Genomic DNA, 20745 nt, shown 5'->3' with positions numbered 1-20745 from the left:
ATGGGCGCATGCCGAACACCACCAGCGCAGAACTGCCCCGCCAGGTCGCCGACGCCTACGTCACCGCTTTCACCGAGCTCGATCCGATCACCGGCACCTTCCTGGGGGTCGCGGAGAGCTCCCGGCGGCTGCCGGACTTCTCCCCGGCGGGGCAGCGGGCCGTCGCCGACCTGGCCCGCGCCACCCTGGCGGCGCTGGCCGAGGCCGAGACGCGGCCTGGCGCGGACAGCGACGGCGAGCGGCGCTGCGCCCGGCTGCTGCGCGAGCGGCTGACCGCCGAACTCGCCGTGCACGACGCGGGCGAGCACCTGCGCACGGTCAGCAATCTGCACTCGCCGCTGCACATGGTGCGCGAGGTGTTCACGCTCATGCCGCTCGACGGCAAGGACGACTGGTCGGCCGTCGCCGAGCGGCTGCGCGCCGTGCCGGCGGCCCTGGAGGGCTATCGCGCCTCCCTCGCCGAGGGTCTGTCGCGGGGCCTGCTCGGCGGCCCCCTCCAGGTGACCACGGTGCTGGGGCAGCTGACGGACTGGATCGGCACGGACGCGGGCTGGTTCGGCGACTTCGTCGCCGACGGGCCCGAGGAACTGCGCGCCGAGCTCGCGGAGTCGGCGCTCGTCGCCACGGGCGGCCTCGTCGCGCTGCGCGACTGGCTGCGGGACGTCTACGCCCCGGCCGTCGAGGGCGCGCCGGACGTCGTGGGCCGTGAGCGGTACGCCCGCTGGTCCCGCTACTGGAACGGCACCGACCTGGACCTGGACGAGGCGTACGCCTATGGGTGGTCCGAATTCCACCGCATACTCGGGGAGATGCGCGTGGAGGCGGAGAAGATCCTGCCGGGCGCGAAGAGCCCGTGGGAGGCGCTGGCCCACCTCGACGCGCACGGCACCCACATCGAGGGCGTCGAGGAGGTGCGCGTCTGGCTCCAGGAGCTGATGGACGAGGCGATCGAGGCGCTGGACGGCACCCACTTCGAACTGGCCGAGCGCGTCAAGCGCGTCGAGTCCCGCATCGCCCCGCCGGGCGGCGCGGCGGCGCCGTACTACAGCCAGCCGTCCGAGGACTTCTCCCGCCCGGGCCGCACCTGGCTGCCCACCATGGGCGAGACCCGCTTCCCGGTGTACGACCTGGTGTCGACCTGGTACCACGAGGGCGTGCCCGGCCACCACCTCCAGCTGGCGCAGTGGGTGCACGTCGCGGACCGGCTCTCCCGCTACCAGGCCACGGTCGGCCTCGTCAGCGCCAACTGCGAGGGCTGGGCGCTCTACGCGGAGCGGCTCATGGACGAGCTGGGCTTCCTCACCGACCCCGAGCGTCGCCTGGGCTATCTGGACGCCCAGATGATGCGCGCCACGCGGGTGATCATCGACATCGGTATGCACCTGGAGCTGGAGATCCCCGGGCACTCCCCCTTCCACCCCGGTGAGCGCTGGACGCCGGAGCTGGCGCGGGAGTTCTTCGGCATGCACAGCGGCCGCCCGGCGGACTTCGTCGACAGCGAGCTGGTGCGCTATCAGGGGATGGCGGCGCAGGCGATCGGCTACAAGCTCGGCGAGCGGGCGTGGCTGACGGGGCGCGAGGCGGCGCGGAAGCGGCACGGGGACGCGTTCGACGCCAAGGCCTGGCACATGGCGGCGCTGTCCCTGGGCTCGCTGGGCCTGGACGACCTGGTGACGGAGCTGTCGGCGCTCTGAGGCGCGTACGGCTGCCGCTTACGGCTGCCGCGCCCTGCCGGGTGCGGCAGCCGGTCGGGGGCGACGGCCGGTCGGGGGCGGCAGCCGGTCGGCGGCCGGGGGCAGGCGCGGCCGTCAGCAGCCGCAGTCGGCGGCGCCGGCCGGGGCGGTCAGCGGATCGGGCTCCCGGACGCTCCTGCCCTCCCGGGTCTCCACCTCGTAGCCCTCGCGGATCCAGTACTCGATGCCGCCCAGCATCTCCTTGACGCGGTAGCCCAGGAGGGCGAGGGCGAGCGCGGCCCGGGTGGCGCCGTCGCAGCCGGGCCCCCAGCAGTACACGACGACGGGCACGGCGGGGTCCAGGAGCCCGGCGGCCAGCCGCGGGACGTCGGCGGTCGGCAGATGGACCGCGCCGGGGACGTGCCCCTGGTCCCAGGCGGCGGTGGATCGGGAGTCGACCACCGTGAAGTCCGCGCGGCCGGTGGCCAGTGCGGCGTGGACGTCGGCGACGTCGGTGTGGAAGGCGAGCCGGGCCGCGAAGTAGGCCGCCGCGGCGGCGGGATCGGCGGGCGGGACGGCGAGGACGGGGCTGACGGCCCGGGCGACGGTTGCGGTCATGCCCGGAAATCTACGGTCCGTGACCGGCGGCCGGAACCTGTGATCCACGGTGAAACCATTGCCCTACCGGGGAATCCCCTGCTAGACATCGCACATGACCGGCTATTCCCCCGACGCCACCGACTGGCGCATACTCGACGCCCTCCAGAGCAACGGCCGGGCCGGCTACGCCGAGTTGGCCCGCGCGGTGAACATGTCCGCCAGCGCCGTGACCGAGCGGGTCCGCCGGCTGGAGGAGGCGGGCGTCATCGAGGGCTACACCGCGGTGGTGGACCCCGAGCGGCTCGGTCTGCCGGTGCTGGCGTTCGTCCGGCTCCGCTACCCGAACGGCAACTACAAGCCCTTCCACGATCTGCTGGACTCGACCCCGGAGATCCTGGAGGCCCACCACGTCACCGGCGACGACTGCTTCGTGCTGAAGGTCGCCGCCCGTTCCATGCGTCACCTGGAGGAGGTGGCGGGCCGGGTCGGCGGGCTCGGCGCCGTGACCACGAGCGTGGTCTACTCCTCGCCGCTGCCCCGCCGCGCGCTCAGCCGGCGGACGCCGCCCGGTGCCGGACGGACGAGCCCGACCGCTCCTTGACGATGTGCAGTTGCGCGGGAACGCGCTGTCTGAGGTCGGCGACGTGGCTGACGATGCCGACAGTGCGGTCGCGCTCGCGCAGCGAGTCCAGGACGTCCAGGACCTCGTCGAGGGACTGCTCGTCGAGGCTGCCGAAGCCCTCGTCGATGAAGAGGGTGTCCAGGCGGACGCCGCCCGCCTCCTCCGTGACCACGTCGGCGAGGCCCAGGGCGAGGGCGAGCGAGGCGAAGAAGGTCTCCCCGCCGGAGAGCGTCGCGGTGTCGCGCTCGCTGCCGGTCCAGGCGTCGACGACGTGCAGGCCCAGGCCGGAGCGGCCGCGCCCGGAGGTCCGGGCGTCGGAGTGGACGAGGGTGTAGCGCCCGCCCGACATCCGCCGCAGCCGGACCGTCGCGGCGGCGGCGACCTGCTCCAGCCGGGCGGCCAGGACGTACGACTCCAGGCGCATCTTGCGTTCGTTGCGGGCGGAGGTGCCGGCGGCGAGCGAGGCGAGCTCGGCCACCCGGTGGTACTCCGCGCGCAGCGGGGCCAGGCGGCGGGCGTCGGCGACGGCCTCGGCGGAGAGCCGGTCCAGTTCGTCGCAGCGGGTCCGGGCGGCGGCCTCCTCGGCGGAGGCGTGCCGCAGCAGCCGGGTCGCGGCGTCGGCGGCCGCGCGGGCCGCCTCCGGGTCGGCGGGCGGCAGCGCGGCGGCCTCCGCCGGGCCGGGGTCGGCCAGTTCGGCCGCGACGGCCGCCTCCTCGCGCCGCCACGCCTCCTCCCGTTCCTCGAGCTCCCGTCGCTCGGGGGCGCTCAGCAGCGCCTGCGCGGCCTGGGCGGGGGTGCCGAAACCGGCGCGGTAGGCGGCGTCGGCGAGCCGGTCGTCGGCCTCCTTGAGCCGGTCCGCCGTGCGGGCGGTCTCCCGCGCGGCCTCGGCGGCGCCGGCGACGAGGCCCAGCCGGCGCTCCAGCAGCGCGGCGCGGTGGGCGACGCTCTCGGCGCCGCCCCGGGCGCGGTCCAGCTCCCGGGTCAGCGCCCGGAGTTCCGCGTCGAGGCCGTCCCGGCGCGTGGCGTGGGCGGCGAGGCGCAGCCGGGCCTCCTCCTGTCCGGCGCGGCGCCGCTCGTGCTCGCGCTCGGCGCTCTCCAGGGCCTGGCGGGCGCGGTGGAGGTCCTCGGCGGCGGCGCGGGCTTCCGCGTGGGCGCGGGCCAGGTCGTCGACGAGGGCGGTGAGGCCGGCGACGGTGGCCTCGCCCGCGTCGGCGGCGGCCACGGCCAGCCCCTCGCGCAGCGGCCGCAGCGCCTGGTCCGCCGCGTCCCGGGCCTCTTCGGCGCGCCGGCTCGCGGCCAGCGCGGCCTCCTCGGCCGCGCGGTCGACCTGTCCGGCGTCGGCGCGGGCCGGGCCGGGGTGTTCGGTGGCGCCGCACACGGCGCAGGGGGCGCCGGGCGTGAGCCCGGCGGCGAGCTCGGCGGCGATGCCGCGCAGCCTGCGTTCCTTGAGGTCGAGCCAGTGCTCGTGGGCGGCGACGGCCTCCTCCCGGGCGCGCAGCAGCCGGGCCTCCGCGGCGGACACCTCATGGGCGAGCCCGTCGCGGCGGCGGGCGGCGGCGAGCCGCTGCCGTTCGGTCTCCAGGCGGGTGGCGAGGCGTTCGGCCTGCCCGGCGGCCTCCTGTGCCTCGTCGACGCGCCGTTGGTGGTCCCGGCGGGCGGCGTCCCAGCCGGCCAGCCAGTCGGCGGCCTCGGCGAGGAGGGCCTCGTCGGCGTCGGCGGCCCGCTCCAGGCCCTTGGTCTCGGCGGTGATCGCGGTGGCGCGGTCCTCGTCCCGGCGGGCGGCGGCGAGACCGCCGAGCTCCTCGCGCAGGGCGTGCTCCAGGGCGCCCAGCTCCTCGGCGCCCGCCTCGCGGCGTTCGGCGGGGAGCGGCGTCCTGGCCCGGTGCTCGGCCTCGGCCGCGGCCCGGTGCCCGGCCTCGGCCCGGTCGCGCGCTTCCAGCGCGGGCGCGACGACCTCGGCCGCCCGCCCCCGCGCGAGCCGCTCGCGCAGCGCGTCCCGCTCCTCCCGCCCCTCCTCCAGGGCGGCGGCACGCCGCAGTGCGTCGGCGTACCGCCGCTGCGACCGCTCCAGGTCCCGCGCCTCGTCGGCGCGCTGCCGCGCGACGTGATGCCCGCGCTCGGCGGCCCGGGCCGCGGCGTCGGCGATGTCCCGCCGCTCCCGCGCGTGCGTACGGGCGAGAGCCGCCCACTCCAGCACGGCCTCGGCGAGCCCGGCGTCCCCGGGCACGAGCGGCACGGCCACCGCCCCCCGCCCGGCCCGGGGCGCGGGCACGCGCCCGGCGCGCCGGGGAGCCGTGGCCGTCGTGCCGCTCGCCCCGGCCCGGCGGGCCGACCCGGCGCCCGCGGAGCCGGATGCCGGCGTCGGCGGGGCGCCCTCCGGGCCCTGGGTCCTGACGGCCGACGGGTCCCCGGCCCCGCCCGGCGGCGGAGCCGCCTGACGCGCCGCGCCCGGGGCGGTGTCGGGCACCGTCGCCGGGTGCGGCGTCCCCACCTCCGGCAGGGACGGGTCCGCGGCCGCCTGCCGCATCCGGTGGCCGAGGGCGAGCAGGCGTTCGTCGCCCGCGCGCACCCGCGCCTCCGCCGTGCGGCGGAGCTCCGCGAGGTGTTCCTCCACGGCGGCGAAGCGGCCGGTGTCGAAGAGGCGGCCGAGCAGCCGGGCGCGGGCGCCGTCCTCGGCGCGCAGGAAGCGGGCGAAGTCGCCCTGGGGCAGCAGGACGACCTGGCAGAACTGCTCGCGGTTCATGCCGAGCAGCCGGGTGATCTCCTCGCCGATCTCGTCGTGGGAGCGGCTGAGCCCCTTCCACTCCGTGGCCCCGGCGGGCAGTTCGCGCAGCGCGCTGTACGCCTTCTCCCGGGTGAAGCCGGTGCCGCGCTTCTTGGGGCGGGGCTGCTCGGGGCGCCGGGTGAGCTCCAGACGCCGTTCGCCGACGGTGAGTTCGAGGACGACCTCGGTGGCGGTGGCGGGATCGGCGTGGTCGCTGCGCAGGGTGAGGCCGGTGCCCTGCCGGGCGCCGGGCACACCGCCGTAGAGCGCGTAGCAGACCGCGTCGAGGACGGAGGTCTTGCCCGCGCCGGTGGGCCCGTGGAGCAGGAACAGCCCCGCGCCGGCGAGTTCGTCGAAGTCGATGTGCTGGGTGCCGCCGAAGGGCCCGAAGGCGGTCAGGGTGAGCCGGTGGAGCCTCACGGGGTCACCTCGCGGGCGGCCTCGTCCAGGCGGACGGAGTCGAGCGCGGCGGTGAGCACGGCGCGCTCGGCCGCGTCGGGTCCGTCGCCGCCGCGTACGTGTGCCACGAAGTCCTCGGCGATCTGCTGGTCGGTGCGGCCGCGCAGCCGCGAGGCGTAGGAGGCGAGGGGGTCCTCGGGGGCCCGGTCGGGTTCGAAGACCAGGCTGAGGGTGTGGGGGAAGCGGTGGGTGAGCCGGGCCATGGGCTCGTGGGGGCGTTCCGGGTCGGTGAGGGTGGCCTCGACCCAGGCGTCCTCGTGCCGGTCGAGGCCCGGGTCGGCGAGGAGCTCCTCCAGTCGGCCGCGGATCCGGGCGAGGGGGCGCGGCACGGGGCAGTCGAGGCGCTCGGCGGTGACGGTGCCGTCCCCGTCGAGGTCGACCAGCCACATGGTCTTGCGGTGGTTCGCCTCGGAGAAGGAGTAGGCGAGCGGGGAGCCGGAGTAGCGGACGCGGTCGGTGATGGCCTGGCTGCCGTGGAGGTGGCCGAGGGCGGTGTAGTGGACGCCGTCGAAGACCTCGGCGGGGACGGCGGCGACGCCTCCGACGGTGATGTCGCGCTCGCTGTCGCTGGTGGTTCCCCCGGCGACGAAGGCGTGGGCGAGGACGACGGCGCGGGTGCCGTCGGGCCGCCCGGCGAGGTCGGCCCGTACCCGGTCCATGGCGGCCCGCAGCACGGCCGTGTGCCCGGCCCGCTCGGCGCCCAGCCGTTCGCGGACGAGGGCGGGCTCGAGGTAGGGCAGGCCGTAGAAGGCGACGTCGCCGTGGGTGTCGGCGAGGAGGACGGGCGTGCCGCAGCCGTCGGGGTCGGTGCGCAGGTGTATCCCGGCGCGCTCGATGAGCCCGGCGCCGACGCCGAGGCGGCGGGGCGAGTCGTGGTTGCCGGAGATCATCACGGTGGGGACGGCGAGCTCGGCGAGCCGGTGGAGGGTTTCGTCGAAGAGCTCGACGGCGGCGAGCGGGGGCACGGCCCGGTCGTAGACGTCGCCGGCGACGAGCACGGCGTCGACGCGGTGCTCGCGGACGGTCCGTACGAGGTGGTCGACGAAGGCGCGCTGGGCCTCCAGGAGGTTCACGCGGTGGAAGGACCGTCCGAGGTGCCAGTCCGAGGTGTGCAGCAGTCTCACAGGACGGCTCCGGCCCGCATCGTCTCGTCCCCTCCGCTGTCGTCTCCGGTACGCGCACGCGTCGCGTCCGTACCGGACGGCACTCTGTCCAAACCTGTCCCCCAGTTTCGCATCCAGGCGGGGGCCGGGTGGCACGATCGGCCGGACGCGGGCGGTGGCCCGTCGTCCGTCAGACGTCGCCGTAGGCCTCCCCGCCCAGTTCCAGCCGGGCCGAGCCCGCCGTGGTGTCGGCGAGCCAGGAGCGGAAGGACTCGACGTCCGCCTCGGGCAGCCCGATCTCGATGCTGACGCCCGTGCCGTAGGTCACGTTCCGTACCGCGCGGCCGGTGGCGCGCAGTTCGTTCTCCAGCTTTCCGGCGCGCTGGTGGTCGACGGTGACGGTCGCCAGCCGGAAGCGGCGCCGGGTGATGGTGCCCAGGGTGTCGAGGGCCTCGCCGACCACGCCGCCGTAGGCGCGGATGAGCCCGCCGGCGCCGAGCTTGATGCCGCCGAAGTAGCGGGTGACGACCGCGACGACGTAGCGGGTCTCGCGCCGGAGCAGCATCTGGAGCATGGGCACGCCCGCGGTGCCGCCGGGCTCGCCGTCGTCGCTGGCCTTCTGGACGGAGCCGTCGGCGCCGATGACGTAGGCCCAGCAGTTGTGGCGCGCGGTGGGGTGCTCCTTGCGGATCCGGGCGATGAAGGCCTGTGCCTCCTCCTCGGTCGCGGCGGGCGCGAGCGCGCAGATGAAGCGCGACTTGTTGATCTCGATCTCGTGCACGCCCTCGCGCGCGACCGTCCGGTATTCGTCGTGCATTCCGTAAGCCTAATTCGTCCCCGGATCCGGTCCGGATCTTGGCCGGATCTCGTGGGTGATCCCGGGAATGGTGGGGTGGGGAAGCTCGTTGAGCGGGCATGTACGCAGAACCGGGGATCATCCGGAAGATCATCGAGGGGACCGGCCCCACCTGGGCGGTGGTCGGTCTGTCAGCCAATGAGCAGCGCGCGGCGTTCGGCGTGGCCGAGTTCCTCCAGCGCCACGGCAAGCGCGTCGTGCCCGTGCACCCCAAGGCCGAGACGGTGCACGGCGAGCGGGGGTACGCCTCGCTCTCGGACATCCCCTTCGACGTCGACGTCGTGGACGTCTTCGTCCGCTCGGAGTTCGCGGGCGCGGTCGCGGACGAGGCGGTCGCGGTGGGCGCGAAGGCCGTCTGGTTCCAGCTGGGCGTGATCGACGAGGACGCGTACGAGCGGACGCGCGCGGCGGGAGTGCCGATGGTCATGGACCGCTGCCCCGCGATCGAGATCCCCCGGCTGCGCTGAGCGCTCCGCCGGAAGCCAGGTCCGCACGGCGGGCCGTGCGCTAGCGTCAGTCCATGATCGTTCCGCGTATGGCCCGCCCCGAGGACGCCGCCGAGATCGTCCGGCTGCGCCGTGTGATGTTCGCCGCGATGAACGGCCATGACTCCCCCGGCCCCTGGGAGGCCGCGGCCGAAGAGACAGCGCGGCGGCAGCTCGCGGAGACGGAGACCGGGCGGCCGGGGCTCGTCGGATTCGTCGTGGACGGCGAACCGGCCCTCGGCGGTACCGGCCCGGGAGAGGTACCGCGTCTGGCGGCGTGCGCGGTCGGCCGGATCGAGGAGCGGCTGCCCGCCCCGGGGCATCCGACGGGCCTGTTCGGCTTCGTCTTCAACGTGTGCACCGATGTCCCCTACCGGGGGCGGGGTTTCGCCCGCGCCACGACGGAGGCGCTGCTCGACTGGCTCGCCGAGCGGGGCGTCACGCGCGTCGATCTCCATGCCACGGACGACGCCGAGCGGCTGTACCGCGGCCTCGGTTTCGGCGAGCATTCGCTGGCGCTGTCGCTCGACGTGTCACGGCGGACGGCCGGTGCCGGCCGGACGGCCGATGCCGGCCGACCGAACGTGTCAGCCGGCGAGCCCGTCCAGGACGGTGGCACCCGGCAGTGAGGCGATGGCCTTGCCGGGCACGATGAGCTTGCCCCGGCGGCCGCCGCTGCCGATGAGCACGTACGGGCTGTCGGCGACGGCCGCGTCCACCAGCACCGGCCAGCCGGCGGGCAGTCCGATCGGGGTGATGCCGCCGTACTCCATCCCCGTCTCGGCGAGCGCGGTGTCCATGGCCGCGAACGAGACCTTGCGCGCGCCGAGATGGCGGCGTACGACGCCGTTGACGTCGGCGCGGGTGTGGCCGAGGACGACGCATGCGGCGAGGGAGGTCTCCCCGCCGCGTCGCGCCGCGACGATCACGCAGTTCGCGGACTTCTCCAGCAGCCACTGCCCGTAGTGGGCCACGAGGACGGCGGTGTCGGCCTTCTCCGCCGCGGTGTCGACGTGGAGCAGCTCCTCCACCGGCACCGGGCCGCCCCAGCCCCGGATCGCCTCCGCCACGGGCGGGACCAGCAGCCCCAGCCGTTCCACGGCGGGCCCGACGTCGTCGAACGCCTCCATGGGCGTCGGGTTCTCGCTCATGATCGTCACGGTAACAGCCCCGTCCGCCGCGGCGCCGGGGCGTCTCAGCGGGCGGGCGGCACGGCCACCGCCATGGTCATCTCGACCGGTTCGGAGCCGTCGTTGCGGTAGGTGTGCGGCACGTTCGCCTCGAAGGTGGCCGAGCTGCCGGCCGGCACCCGGTGCTCCGCCCCGTCGACGACGAGGGTGAGCTCCCCGGCGGTGACCCGCAGCAGCTCGACCGTGCCGGGCGGGTGGGCGTCCGAGGCACTGCTGTCGCCGGGCACGATGCGCCACTCCCACAGCTCCAGCGGGCCGCGCGCCTCAGTACCGACGAGGAGCGAGGTGTGACTGCCGGCCTCGGTGGACCACATCCGCACCGCCTGCTCCCGGGGGACGACCCGGACGCGCGCGCCCTGCTCGTAGTCGAGGAGGGTGGTGATGCTGACGCCCAGCGCGTCGGCGAGCTTGACCGTGGTGCCGACGCTGGGGTTGGTCCGGGCCTGCTCGATCTGGATGATCATGCCGCGGCTGACCCCGGAGCGGGCCGCCAGGGCGTCGAGGGTGAAGTTGCGCTCGCCCCGCCAGCGCTTGAGGTTACGGGCGAGGGACTGTGTGAGCTGATCGAGGTCCGTCACGTTCGGTCCCGTCCAATATATTTTTTCGCCAAGTTTAAAATGATGAACTACGGTGTCCCGGACTCCACTGTTCACCACACTGTACTGCGAGGTCCTTCCCATGACACCGGTCTTCGCCCTGGCCACCAGCCTCATGTGGGGGCTGGCCGACTTCGGTGGCGGTCTGCTCACCCGGCGCATGCCCGCCCTGACCGTGGTCCTGGTCTCCCAGCTGCTGGCCGTGGCCGCGCTGGGCTCCATCGTCGTCGCCACCGGCGGCTGGTCCGAGGCCGGCCCCCAGCTCTGGTACGCGGTCGCGGCCGGCGTGGTCGGCCCGGCGGCGATGCTCGCCTTCTACCGCGCCCTGGCCCTCGGCCCGATGGGCGTCGTCTCCCCGCTGGGCGCGCTCGGCGGCGTCGCGGTGCCGCTCGGCGTCGGGCTCGTCCTGGGCGAGCGCCCCGGCCTGCTCCAGTTCGCGGGCATCGCGGTCGCCGTCGCCGGCGTCGTCCTGGCCAGCGGCCCGGGGCTCGGCGGCGCGCCCGTACAGCGCCAGACCCTGGTGCTCACGCTCGTCGCCGCCTTCGGCTTCGGCTCCGTGATGGCGCTGATAGCCGAGGCCTCGCACAACCTCACCGGGCTCTTCCTCGCCCTTTTCGTCCAGCGCCTGTGCAATGTGGTGGTGGGCGCCGGCGCCCTCTACGCCTCCGTCCGCCGGGGTGCCCCGGCCCTCCCCGACAGCGGCTGGCAGGGCATCCGCTCGGCGCTGCCCGCGCTCGCCTTCGTCGGCCTGTCCGACGTGGCCGCCAACGGCACGTACAGCATCGCGGCCAACAACGGCCCGGTGACCGTCGCGGCCGTCCTCGCCTCCCTCTACCCGGTGGTCACCGCGCTGGCCGCCCGGGGCTTCCTGAGCGAACGGCTGCGCGCGGTGCAGGCCGCGGGCGCGGGCCTGGCGCTCGTCGGAACGGTCCTGCTGGCGACGGGCTGACGGCCGGGTAGGGACAGACGACCTGAGGCGTCGCCTCGCCCCCTTGCTCCCAAGAAAACACCGCGTCCCCCTGCCAGTCCGTAGGCAGGGGGACGCGGTCGTTCAGCAGTGGGTCAGGTCACCTGGTGCATTGGGCGAGGCCGATGACGAGGCCGCCGAAGACTCCGCCCAGAACGGCTTCGGGCTGTCCCAGGGCAGCACCGAGGAGGCCGAAGGTGGCCCCCTCGCCCATCTTGTCCCCGATGCAGTTCATGCGGCCCCTCTTGTCGCCGGACGCGGCGGGCTGCGCCATGGCGGCCGTCTTCGCCAGGGCCTTCGCGGCGGCGGGTGCGGCCGCTCCTGCTCTCACCGAGAAGACCGGCGGGCTCATGGTGCCGGTGATCGTGTCGCCGGTGACGCCTTCGACGGTCTGGGTCACCGTGTTGCCGGAGACGGTCAGGCCGACCTTGTGGGTCGTGCCGTCGGTGTCCTTCAGCGTGGTGGGGAGGATGGTGGCAACAGTGCCGTCGGTGTCCGTCGCGGTGACGGTGCCGTTGGACGACGTCACCTGAGCTCCCGCAGGAAGGCTGAAGGTCTTCGTCGTGGTCGTGGCGAAAGTCTGCGGCTTCACATCAGGGCTGGTCGTACTGCCACTGCTGCCGGCCGGGTCGCTGCTGGTGCGGGCGATGTACATCGTGGATCCGGCCGTCGAGTTGATGACGGGGACGGTGACGGTCGCGTCCATGGTCCACGGCTGGTTGTCGGTGTTGAACGTCCACGTGCCGGTGACCTTCTTGCCGACGGCCGCGAAGTCGACCCAGGCATAGTTCTTCGGCGGGACGTCCACGGCGATGCCGTTGATCGTCGTCTCGTCGGAGCTGTACACCGTCGTCGCGGTCAGCTGACTGGAGATCATCGCCTGGACCGGGACGGAGACACCGGAGACGCCGGCGGAGGTCGACACGCCCGCGGAGTACGCCTGCGACCATCCGGAGCGGTAGATCGTGGTGAAGACCTGCTTCATCGTCGCGCTGGTGTCGTTGTACCAGACCGACGAGGCGGGCTGACGGGGCAGAACTTCCGGTTGCCCCTCGGACTTCTGCGTCCACGAACACGTGGAGGTCTTCTTGGAGCACAGGTCGGCGTAGTACTCGAGGGCGAGCTGCCTGGCCTCGGCCGCCTTCGACGCGGGGACCGTCCATTCCTGGGCCGCGCTGCCGTTGCAGATGTTGGGCTGGGCGAGGATGCCCCACAGGTGGAGGCCGCCCCGGTTGTCCATGCAGTACTCGGTGCCGCTGCGGTCGTCGCGGCGGGCGATGCCGAACGCGTTGGGCTTGCCGTCGACGGGACGGAAGTGCCACTGCTGGCCGTCCTTGCCGCAGGACTGCTGCACGGCGGGCTGGGAGGCGTAGACGCACTTCCCGGAGGAGGCGCTGGCGATGTTGAACGTGCCGGGGTCGCCGAGCTTGATCAGGCGCCAGTTCGTGTAGTTGGTGCCGTCGGGGGTGACGGAGATCTGGTTCCCGTCGTTGTTGCCCGTCGCGTTGAGGGTGCCGTTGGGGTTGGTGAAGGTGTAGGCGTCGGTCGCGGCGGCGGCCGCGGGAGTCGCGGTCACGGCGAGGACAGGTGCGAGGAAGGTCAGGGCCAAGGCCGGCGCGGCGAGGACCTTCGCGGCTCTTGCTATATGTCTGTTCATGACCGCTTTCCATGGTGAGTCTGTATCGTTTTTGTGGTTCTCCTGTCGCGTTCGGTGAGCGTAGGGTGAAAAAAGCCGGAATGACGGATTCCGTACGGAACTCGCCTCAGTGATCTAGGACACCTCGATGATCTAGGACACCCCGGTCTGGAACACCTCGGTCTGGAACACCTCGCGGTGGGCCTTCGCCAGATCCAGGTACATCGCGGCGTTGAGCCGGATATGCTCGCGCTCCTCCTCGGTCAGCTCCCGGCGCACCTTCGCGGGCACGCCCGCGACCAGCGAGCCGGGCGGCACCCGCATCCCCTGGGGCACGAGCGCCTGCGCGGCCACCAGCGAACCGGCGCCGATCACCGCGCCGTTGAGCACGGTCGCGCCCATGCCGATCAGCACGTCGTCCTCGACGGTGCAGCCGTGCAGTACGGCGTTGTGCCCGACCGTGACCCGCTCGCCGACACGCACCGGGAAGCCGGGGTCGACGTGCACGGTGCAGTTGTCCTGGATGTTGCTGTCGGCGCCCAGCTCGATGGGGCCGCAGTCGGCGCGCAGCACGGCGTGGTACCAGACGCTCGACCCGGCCGCGAGGGTGACGTCGCCGAGCACGACGGAGGTCGGGGCCGTGAAGGCCTCCGGGTCGACCGCGGGCTCCTTGCCCGCCACCGCCTTGACCAGTGCCCGTTCCGTCATCGCCCTGACCCCTCCCTCGGATTCGCCGGCGCCTTCCGCGCCCCGGAAACGGTAACCCCCCGCGTCCCGCGTCCCGCGCACGATGACGACCCGCTCCGCGGGGATACGCCGAAGGCCCCCGGGATTCACCCGAATCCCGGGGGCCTTCAGTACGACCGGTACGACGTCCGGTACGGCGTCCTCGTCACTCCGCGGCGGCGACGGCCTCGGCCTCGGCGGGCTGCCCCGCGGCCGCCTCGCTCTCGCGCGCGGCCTTCTTGGCCTTGACCCGCATCACCACGAAGGACCCCAGGCCGAAGAGCAGCGCGGCCACCAGGCCGAGCCAGGAGAACTTCCCGATCCATTCCTCGGCGACCTTGCCGACGGAGTAGATCAGCGCGACCGTGCCGCCGGCCCAGACGAAGCCGCCGAGGACATTGGCGATGAGGAACTTCCAGTACGGCATCTTCAGCACACCGGCGAGCGGTCCCGCGAAGATCCGGAGCAGGGCGATGAACCGGCCGACGAAGACGGCCCACATGCCCCACTTCGTGAACGCCTTCTCGGCGGTGGCCACATGCTGCGGGCCGAAGTGCTTGGGGAACTTGCGGCCCAGCCAGTCCAGCAGCGGCTTGCCGCCCTTGCGGCCGATCAGATAGCCGATGGAGTCGCCGACGATCGCACCCGCGACGGCGCACCCGCCGAGCACATACGGGTTGATGTGGTCCTGCGAGGCGGCGAGCAGCGTGGCGCTGACGAGCACGATCTCACCGGGCAGCGGGATGCCCAGGCTCTCCAGACCGATCACTCCGCCCACCAGAAGGTAGACGGCGATGGCCGGAACTGTCTCGAGCCATTCCTGGATGTGCAACGCCGGATCCTCCCCGGTTGACGACCCGCTTCGCGCGCGGCCCGATGTGTACGACCTGCCTCCGGCGCGCCATGTCGCGCACGCCGGAAGCCTACCTGGAGGTGAAGACTCGGATCCGGGTCCGCTGGTTGAGGCGGGACGGTCACATCTTCGCCACACCGTCTTCTCCGACCTGCCGGTAGCCGTCCGGCTCAGGCGGCCTCCCGGGCCGTGTCGGCGTCCAGCGCGGCGCTGAGCCAGGCGTGGGCGGAGCCCGCGGTGGGCTCGGGCGGGCCGGAGGGCGGGCTGATCAGCTCGGCGACGAGCCCCCAGTAGTGGTCAATCCGCGGATCCGCGGCGAGCTGGCCGCCGAGCAGCCGGCGGAAGGCCGGGGTGTCGGGCGTGCCACGGGAGTGGGCGTAGGCGGAGACGAAGCAGTCGAGCGCCTCTCCGGGCCGCGCCGGGCTCCCCGCCCGCAGTTCCGCCGAGGCCAGGGCGTACGCCTCGATCAGCCCGTCGTAGAGCACGGCCGGGCGGTAGCCCTCCTCGGGCCGGTGCACGGCGGGCCTGTTGTCCGCGCCGTTGCAGTCGCCCGAGACGAAGGCGTGCAGCCGGGCGAAGGCCAGTACCTGGGCGGGGGTGGGGTCCTCGGGGGGCGGGGGCACGGCCTGGTCGACGATCGCGGAGGCGAGCCGGGCCGGGAGCCTCCGGGGGATCCATGCCCGCCAGAAGCGCACCAGCGAGGCCGTGCTGGGCGGGGTGGAGATGGAGCCGATCAGGAGCAGCCGGTCGGCGCGCTCCCCGGCCGGGCAGTCCCGGAGCAATTGGAGGGCGGCCTCGCGCCAGCGCAGGGCGGCCATCCGCGAGCCGATCTCCCGCAGCCGCTCGGCGATGACGTCCTCCAGGACACCGTCCAGGACCCCGTCCGCAGCGCCGTCCGGGGCGTCCTCCCGGCCGAGGACCCGCCCGACATCGGGGACCGGCAGGTCCAGGGTGCGCAGCGAGCGGATCAGCCGGAGCCGGTCGAGGGCCTCGGGGCCGTACCGGCGGTGGCCGCCGGTGCTGCGCCGGGCCTCGGGCAGCAGGCCGCGGTCGGAGTAGAAGCGGACGGTCTTGACGGTGGTGCCCGCGCGTTCGGCGAGCTCTCCGATGCTCCATGTGTCGTCGCTGGACAACGGGTTGAACCTCCCCCAGGTGGAGTTCCTACCGTACCGACGAGCGCGGGCGGCCCGATCGGCCGGCCCGTGGACGACGGCGTACGAGGAGACGCGCATGACGGCATTCGTTCTGGTGTCCGAGGCCTTCACCGGCGGCTGGATCTGGCAGGAGGTGATCGCGGGGCTGAGGTCGGCGGGGGCGGAGGCGCACCCGGTGACGCTCACGGGCCTGGGCGACCGGGCCCGTCCGGCGGGGCCGGGGACGGACCTGGACACGCACATCGAGGACGTGGCGCGGGCGATCGATCGCGTGGACGCTCCGGAGGTGGTGCTGGTCGGGCACGGCTACGGCATCCACCCGGTGCTCGGCGCGGCGGGCCGCCGCCCGGGGCGGGTGGCCCGGGTCGTCTATCTGGACTCCGGTCTGCCGCAGGACGGTGACGCGCCGCTCAAGTGGGTGCCCGACCCGGTCGTCCACGAGCTGCTCGCTGGGCGGGACGGAGGCGACCGGCCGATCCCCGCGCCGGTTCTCGACGAGTGGGGACGCTGGGGCAGCCTCGACGGCGTCCCGCAGGAAGGGCTGGAGCGGCTGACCCGGCTCGCCGCGCCGCAGCCGGCGGGCACGTTCACCCAGCCGCTCAGGCTGTCGGAGGAGGTCTCCGGCCTGCCGGCGACCGGTGTGCTGTGCACCGCCAACGGTGCGGGCATCGAGATGGTGGAGGCGTTCGTACGGCTCGGCGACCCCCGGATGCGGGCGCTCGCCGAATCCCGGGCGAGCTTCTTCGAGCTCTCCACCGGGCACTGGCCGATGCTCTCGTGTCCGGCCGAGCTCGCCGGGGTGCTCGTACGGGCCGCCGCGGGCGAGGGGCACCGGCTGTCGGTGGACGAGCGGCCGCGGAGCGAATCGTTCCTCCTGGACGTGCCGGAGCGGCCCCGCGAGCGGGTGGGGCGGGTCGATCTCCACCTTCCGGACGCCGACGGCCCCCGGCCGGCGGTGGTGTTCGTCCACGGCGGCCCGTTCCCCGCCGACGTGCGGCCGACGCCCCGGGACTCGGCCACCTTCACCGGCTACGGCCGGTACGCGGCGAGCCTGGGAGCGGTCGGCGTGACGGTCGACCACCGGCTGCACGACCTGGCCGACTTCGGGCGCGCGGCCGAGGACGTCGCGGCGGCCGTCGAACTCGTCCGGGCCGACCCGCGCGTCGACGCGGAGCGCGTGGCGCTGTGGTTCTTCTCCGGCGGCGGACTGCTGTCGGCGGACTGGCTGGCGGCTCCCCCGCCGTGGCTGCGCTGCGTCGCCGCGACCTACCCCGTCCTCGCGCCGATGCCGAACTGGCCCGGGTCCGTCCCGGACCGGTTCCGGCCCGCCGAGGCGATACAGCGGGCGGGCCGGCTGCCGTTCGTCCTCACCCGCGTGGAGCTGGAGCGGCCGGAGATCGCGGCGACGGTCGCGGAGTTCCTGACCGCCGCCGAGAAGTGCGCGGCCGCCGTCGAGATCGTCGACGTGCCGCTTGCCCACCACGGTTTCGAGACGCTCGACCACACCGAGGAGGCGCGCCGGGCCGTGGAGCGGGCGATGGGGGCCGTGCTGGGGCACGTGCGGGGCTGATCCGGCGCCGGTGAGCCGGCCCGGGCCACGGCACGGCTGGCGGCTCGGTCGCCGTCATCCGGTGCCGGGCGGGTGTGTGCCTGGGTAGATCTGGAGATCGCGTCCTCCCATCGGGGAAGGGCCCCTCCGCCGTAGGGAGCGGCGGAGGGGCCCAGGGGGAGGAGGCGCGGTGCGGTTACGCCTTGGGAGCCGTCGGGCCCATGGCGATGAAGTGGAACGGCAGGGCACCCCAGGTGCCGCTCGTGCTCGCGGTGTAGATCACGGCAGCAGTGGTGGAGACGCTCGCGACCGTGACGATCGCTGACGCGCTCCCCAACGCCGCAGAGGCCACGACGACGGGCGGGGAGGTGAAGGGCTTGGCGAAAGTGATCGTGAAGGTCGACGTCGCCGAATGCCTCGCGGTGAAGCCGGAGCCGGAGATCACGCCGCCGTTGGCCGCGACGGTTCCGTACACCCGCTGCTCCACCGGCTGCGGAGCGCTGATGCGGAAGCTGAGCTTCGCCGAGGTGGCACCGATGGTGAGGCCGTCCGTGACAGTGCGGTCACCGGGGGCGGCGCTCGCCGCCGCCAGGACGTTCACGGAGTAGAAGCCTTCCGGCTTGTTGCCGATCCCCTCGGCCTTGAAGCGCACGAGACGCCCGTCGGGGTCACGGCTCTCGATCGGCAGCGGCCGGTTGATGCCGGAGTCCAGGTTGATGAAACGGATCTCGCCGGTGGGCGGGAAGACGAGGCCCTCGGGGAGCTTCACCTGGATGATCTCGCCGGGCTCGACCGGGTTGCCGTCGACGTACACCTCGATCGTGAACGAGGCGTTGGTCCCCGGCTGGAGGATCAGCGGGTTCGGGTTGCCCTGGGTGATGTGGAATGCCATGTCTCTTCTTCCTCTTCTTCTCTGTGTTTCTTGGTGTGTGGTCACCCGTCGGTGACGGGTGCCTCGTGCGGGAGCCGGTCGTCCGGGGTGACCCGGTGGTAGGCCGCGAGTTGTGCGGCGGCGATCCGGTCCCAGTCCAGGTGGGCCACTGTCGGCGGCCCCTTCGCGCCCAGCGCCGCGCAGCGGTCCGGGTCGCGGGTGAGCGCGGCCAGGGCGGCCGCGTAGGCGTCGAGGTCGCCGGGCGGGACGCGTACGCCCACGTCGTCGGTGACCAGGTCGCGCAGGCGGGGGATGTCGAAGGCCAGCACCGGGGTGCCGGTGGCCAGGGCCTCGGCGGCGACCATGCCGAAGGTCTCCCGGCGGCTGGGCACGCAGACCAGCCGGGCCGAGGCCAGCAGGTCGAAGCGGGCCGGGCCGTCGACGCGGCCCAGCCAGCGGACGCGGTCGGCGACGCCGAGTTCGGTGGCCAGGGCGCGGGCGTCGGCGGCATGCGGGCCGTCGCCGGCGATGTGGAGGTCGGCGGTGGTGTGCGGGGCGGCGAGGGCGTAGGCGCGCAGCAGCAGGTCCAGGCCCTTGGAGGTGATCTCCAGGCGGCCTAGGTAGAGGACGTGGTCGCCGCGTTCGACGCGGGGCCGGTCGAACGCGGCCCGGTCGACGCCGTTGGGGATCACCTCCACGCGCGCGGCCGGGTTGCGCCGGCGCAGCTCCTCGCCGAGGTCGTCGCCGACCGCGAGGAACGCGGTGTGCGAGGCGAGCCCGCGTCGCTCGACGGCGCCGAACGGCAGGTGGAACTCACGCGCCTTGTCGGCCGCGAACAGCCACTGCACCAGCCCGACGACCGGCCTGCGGGTCAGATGGGGGACGCAGACGGACGAGAACGGGGCGGCGAAGTCCTCCACCACGACGTCCGGGTCATGACGGCGCGTCAGCCACGGCAGCCGAGTGACGACGACGGCGAAGTACGCGATCTGCGCGGCAAAACGGCTGCGGGCCAGCGGCCCGAGACGCGCGGGCAGCGGTACGTACCGGACGCCGTCGCGGACGGTCTCGGTGGCGCCGGGCCAGGGGGCGACGACGACGGTCACCTCGACTCCGCGCGCGGCCAGCCGCCGGTTGACCTCGTGCGTACGGACCGAGCCGCCACCCGCGCCGGGCCGCCGGGGATCCTCGAAGCCCAGGTGGAGCACGCGGCACGGGCCGGGGCGGCGGGGCCGGGTGCGGATCGCGAGTGCCGCCCGGGCCAGGACGGCGAGCGCCGCCAGGGCCCACAGCGTGGGGTAGGGCCGGAGGGCGAACAGCGCGCAGCAGGCCAGGGCGGCCATGGCGAGCGGTGCGGTGGCCCCCGCCGCCGGGCCGAGCCCGGGGACCCGGCGCCGCGCCCGGCCGACCGTCACGAGCGCGACGGTGCAGGTCACGGCGGCCGAGCACCAGGCCAGGGCCAGGGGACGGTCGGCGGTGAGGGCGTAGCCGGCGCCTGCGGCCAGGCAGGCGAGGGCCAGCGTGACGACGGTCGACCGGGCCGGGCCCCAGGTCTGGAACACGACGCTGGTCAGGGCGGTCGTGGCGCACGCGAACCCGGCCAGGGCCAGCGGCGGCAACAGCGCGGCCGACGCTGTGTAGTGCTGAGGCAGCGCAAGCCCCACGATCGTGTCGGGACAGGTGGCGATCGTGACGGTGATGGCGGCGCCGGTGATCCAGTGCAGCCGCAGCGCGCCACGGAAGCCGTTGCGTGCGGTGGACGACGGGCCCGCCGCGAGCCGGGGGAAGACGACGGTGGCCACGGCGGTCGACAGGAACAGCGGTACCCGGGCGAGGACGAGCAGGGCCTGGTACGGCGCCAGGCCGGCCGAGCCGCCCCGTACCGCCGTGGCGACGACCACGTCCAGCGTGAACAGCACACAGGTCAGGACCTGGATGCCACCGATGACGGCGGCATGCCGCCACAACCCGTGGCGTCCAGGCGTCGGTTCGCCCGCGTCGAACGCCGCGGTCCTCCTCATGTCCCCTCGCAGGGCGACGAACCCTGCTGCCGAGGTGACGGCCGCGCCGGCGGCGAAGGCACCGATGGCCCCGGCGCTCCCCCACCCGGCCGCGACGGCCCCGACGGTGACGGCGACACGGACGGCCACCTCGGCGACCCGCAGCCCGGCCAGCCGACCGAAGTGCTCGCGGCCCTGGAGGTATCCGGCCCCCACCGAGTTGAGCCAGAGCGTCACGCATGCGGCCGCCAGCCCGGCGAGCGGGCCGGGACCGGCGTACGAGGCGACGGCCCCGCACGCCGCGACGGCTGTCAGGAAGGCCAGGCCGAGCGCCAGCCACAGGCAGGTGCGCACCGCCATCCGTCGTCGTGCGCCGCCCGGTGCGCTGTCGGCGACCTCGCGGGCCAGCACCCAGGGAACCGTGGCACCGGCGAGGGTACCCACGCTGAGCAGGACCGAGGAGACGGCGGCGTAAACGGTGAAGTCGGCTGCGGGCAGACGGTGGACGAGGAACAGGGAGAGCCCGTAATTCCCCATGCCGACCAGCACGGCGGAGAGGGCGAGGGGCAGGGCTCCCTGTGCCGTCGCCTTCCCCCGGAGCGCGGTGGACAGGGCAGGAGCGGCGGTCGTCGTCACCATCG

At 74.2% G+C, this 20745-nt stretch carries 18 protein-coding genes; 6 read left to right on the top strand and 12 right to left on the bottom strand.

From position 1 onward, the window contains the following. Positions 1-8: 8 nt before the first annotated feature. Positions 9-1694, top strand: a complete 1686-nt coding sequence (locus ACFYZR_RS22970) for a DUF885 domain-containing protein (RefSeq protein WP_391913120.1) — start codon at positions 9-11, stop codon at positions 1692-1694. Positions 1695-1808: 114 nt separating this feature from the next. Here ACFYZR_RS22970 and ACFYZR_RS22965 read toward each other — a convergent pair whose 3' ends face one another. Continuing rightward, the gene (locus tag ACFYZR_RS22965; RefSeq protein WP_391913118.1) at positions 1809-2291 is read right to left on the bottom strand and encodes a rhodanese-like domain-containing protein; all 483 of its coding nucleotides are present in this window, start codon (positions 2289-2291) and stop codon (positions 1809-1811) included. 94 nt (positions 2292-2385) lie between these two features. On the opposite strand from ACFYZR_RS22965, the gene ACFYZR_RS22960 reads away from it, so the two are divergent. Continuing rightward, positions 2386-2874: an Lrp/AsnC family transcriptional regulator gene (locus ACFYZR_RS22960; RefSeq protein WP_391913116.1), complete on the top strand. Its 489-nt coding sequence runs from the start codon at positions 2386-2388 to the stop codon at positions 2872-2874. Here the strand turns inward: ACFYZR_RS22960 and ACFYZR_RS22955 are convergent. The 3 genes from ACFYZR_RS22955 to ACFYZR_RS22945 all read right to left on the bottom strand — a co-directional run bounded on the left by ACFYZR_RS22955 (position 2822) and on the right by ACFYZR_RS22945 (position 8038). Next, positions 2822-6079: an AAA family ATPase gene (locus tag ACFYZR_RS22955; RefSeq protein WP_391913114.1), complete on the bottom strand. Its 3258-nt coding sequence runs from the start codon at positions 6077-6079 to the stop codon at positions 2822-2824. The genes ACFYZR_RS22960 and ACFYZR_RS22955 overlap by 53 nt on opposite strands. Then, the gene (locus tag ACFYZR_RS22950) at positions 6076-7242 is read right to left on the bottom strand and encodes an exonuclease SbcCD subunit D (RefSeq protein WP_391913112.1); all 1167 of its coding nucleotides are present in this window, start codon (positions 7240-7242) and stop codon (positions 6076-6078) included. The genes ACFYZR_RS22955 and ACFYZR_RS22950 overlap by 4 nt, the downstream gene beginning before the upstream one ends. A 169-nt stretch (positions 7243-7411) precedes the next feature. Beyond that, positions 7412-8038, bottom strand: a complete 627-nt coding sequence (locus ACFYZR_RS22945; RefSeq protein ID WP_391913110.1) for a YigZ family protein — start codon at positions 8036-8038, stop codon at positions 7412-7414. A 98-nt stretch (positions 8039-8136) separates the two neighbouring features. Between ACFYZR_RS22945 and ACFYZR_RS22940 the strand changes: the two genes are divergently transcribed. Both ACFYZR_RS22940 and ACFYZR_RS22935 read left to right on the top strand, forming a co-directional pair. Then, positions 8137-8544, top strand: a complete 408-nt coding sequence (locus ACFYZR_RS22940; protein ID WP_391913108.1) for a CoA-binding protein — start codon at positions 8137-8139, stop codon at positions 8542-8544. Between the two features lie 53 nt (positions 8545-8597). Continuing rightward, positions 8598-9191: a GNAT family N-acetyltransferase gene (locus tag ACFYZR_RS22935; RefSeq protein ID WP_391913106.1), complete on the top strand. Its 594-nt coding sequence runs from the start codon at positions 8598-8600 to the stop codon at positions 9189-9191. Here the strand turns inward: ACFYZR_RS22935 and ACFYZR_RS22930 are convergent. Both ACFYZR_RS22930 and ACFYZR_RS22925 read right to left on the bottom strand, forming a co-directional pair. Then, on the bottom strand, positions 9150-9692 hold the full coding sequence (locus ACFYZR_RS22930; RefSeq protein WP_391913423.1) for a YbaK/EbsC family protein: 543 nt from the start codon (positions 9690-9692) through the stop codon (positions 9150-9152). The genes ACFYZR_RS22935 and ACFYZR_RS22930 overlap by 42 nt on opposite strands. Positions 9693-9757: 65 nt before the next feature. Further along, a complete protein-coding gene (locus ACFYZR_RS22925) occupies positions 9758-10330 on the bottom strand; it encodes a helix-turn-helix domain-containing protein (RefSeq protein WP_391913104.1) in 573 nt (190 codons plus the stop codon). 100 nt (positions 10331-10430) lie between these two features. Here ACFYZR_RS22925 and ACFYZR_RS22920 point away from each other — a divergent pair, with 100 nt between their 5' ends. Beyond that, a complete protein-coding gene (locus tag ACFYZR_RS22920) occupies positions 10431-11297 on the top strand; it encodes an EamA family transporter (protein ID WP_391913102.1) in 867 nt (288 codons plus the stop codon). 118 nt (positions 11298-11415) lie between these two features. On the opposite strand, the gene ACFYZR_RS22915 is transcribed toward ACFYZR_RS22920, so the two are convergent. The 4 genes from ACFYZR_RS22915 to ACFYZR_RS22900 form a co-directional block, all read right to left on the bottom strand. Next, positions 11416-12972 (bottom strand): RICIN domain-containing protein, encoded by a 1557-nt coding sequence (locus ACFYZR_RS22915; protein ID WP_391913100.1) that lies wholly within the window; start codon positions 12970-12972, stop codon positions 11416-11418. 132 nt (positions 12973-13104) lie between these two features. Continuing rightward, positions 13105-13659 carry a gamma carbonic anhydrase family protein gene (locus ACFYZR_RS22910; RefSeq protein ID WP_391913098.1) on the bottom strand — a complete coding sequence of 185 codons (555 nt, stop codon included), beginning with the start codon at positions 13657-13659 and terminating at the stop codon, positions 13105-13107. A 184-nt stretch (positions 13660-13843) separates the two neighbouring features. Then, positions 13844-14509 (bottom strand): DedA family protein, encoded by a 666-nt coding sequence (locus ACFYZR_RS22905; protein WP_391913096.1) that lies wholly within the window; start codon positions 14507-14509, stop codon positions 13844-13846. Positions 14510-14700: 191 nt separating this feature from the next. Next, positions 14701-15663: a MerR family transcriptional regulator gene (locus ACFYZR_RS22900; RefSeq protein ID WP_391913094.1), complete on the bottom strand. Its 963-nt coding sequence runs from the start codon at positions 15661-15663 to the stop codon at positions 14701-14703. 97 nt (positions 15664-15760) lie between these two features. On the opposite strand from ACFYZR_RS22900, the gene ACFYZR_RS22895 reads away from it, so the two are divergent. Beyond that, a complete protein-coding gene (locus tag ACFYZR_RS22895) occupies positions 15761-17254 on the top strand; it encodes an alpha/beta hydrolase (RefSeq protein ID WP_391913092.1) in 1494 nt (497 codons plus the stop codon). A 175-nt stretch (positions 17255-17429) separates the two neighbouring features. On the opposite strand, the gene ACFYZR_RS22890 is transcribed toward ACFYZR_RS22895, so the two are convergent. Both ACFYZR_RS22890 and ACFYZR_RS22885 read right to left on the bottom strand, forming a co-directional pair. Next, complete coding sequence (locus tag ACFYZR_RS22890) at positions 17430-18125, bottom strand: hypothetical protein (protein WP_391913090.1); 696 nt, start codon at positions 18123-18125, stop codon at positions 17430-17432. A 41-nt stretch (positions 18126-18166) separates the two neighbouring features. After that, on the bottom strand, positions 18167-20743 hold the full coding sequence (locus ACFYZR_RS22885; RefSeq protein ID WP_391913088.1) for a glycosyltransferase: 2577 nt from the start codon (positions 20741-20743) through the stop codon (positions 18167-18169). Positions 20744-20745: the final 2 nt, after the last annotated feature.

Source organism: Streptomyces sp. NPDC001678, assembly GCF_042892945.1.
Lineage (GTDB): Bacteria > Actinomycetota > Actinomycetes > Streptomycetales > Streptomycetaceae > Streptomyces.
The sequence above is the reverse complement of the archived record's forward strand: the minus strand, read 5'-3'. Positions and strand labels throughout refer to the sequence as shown.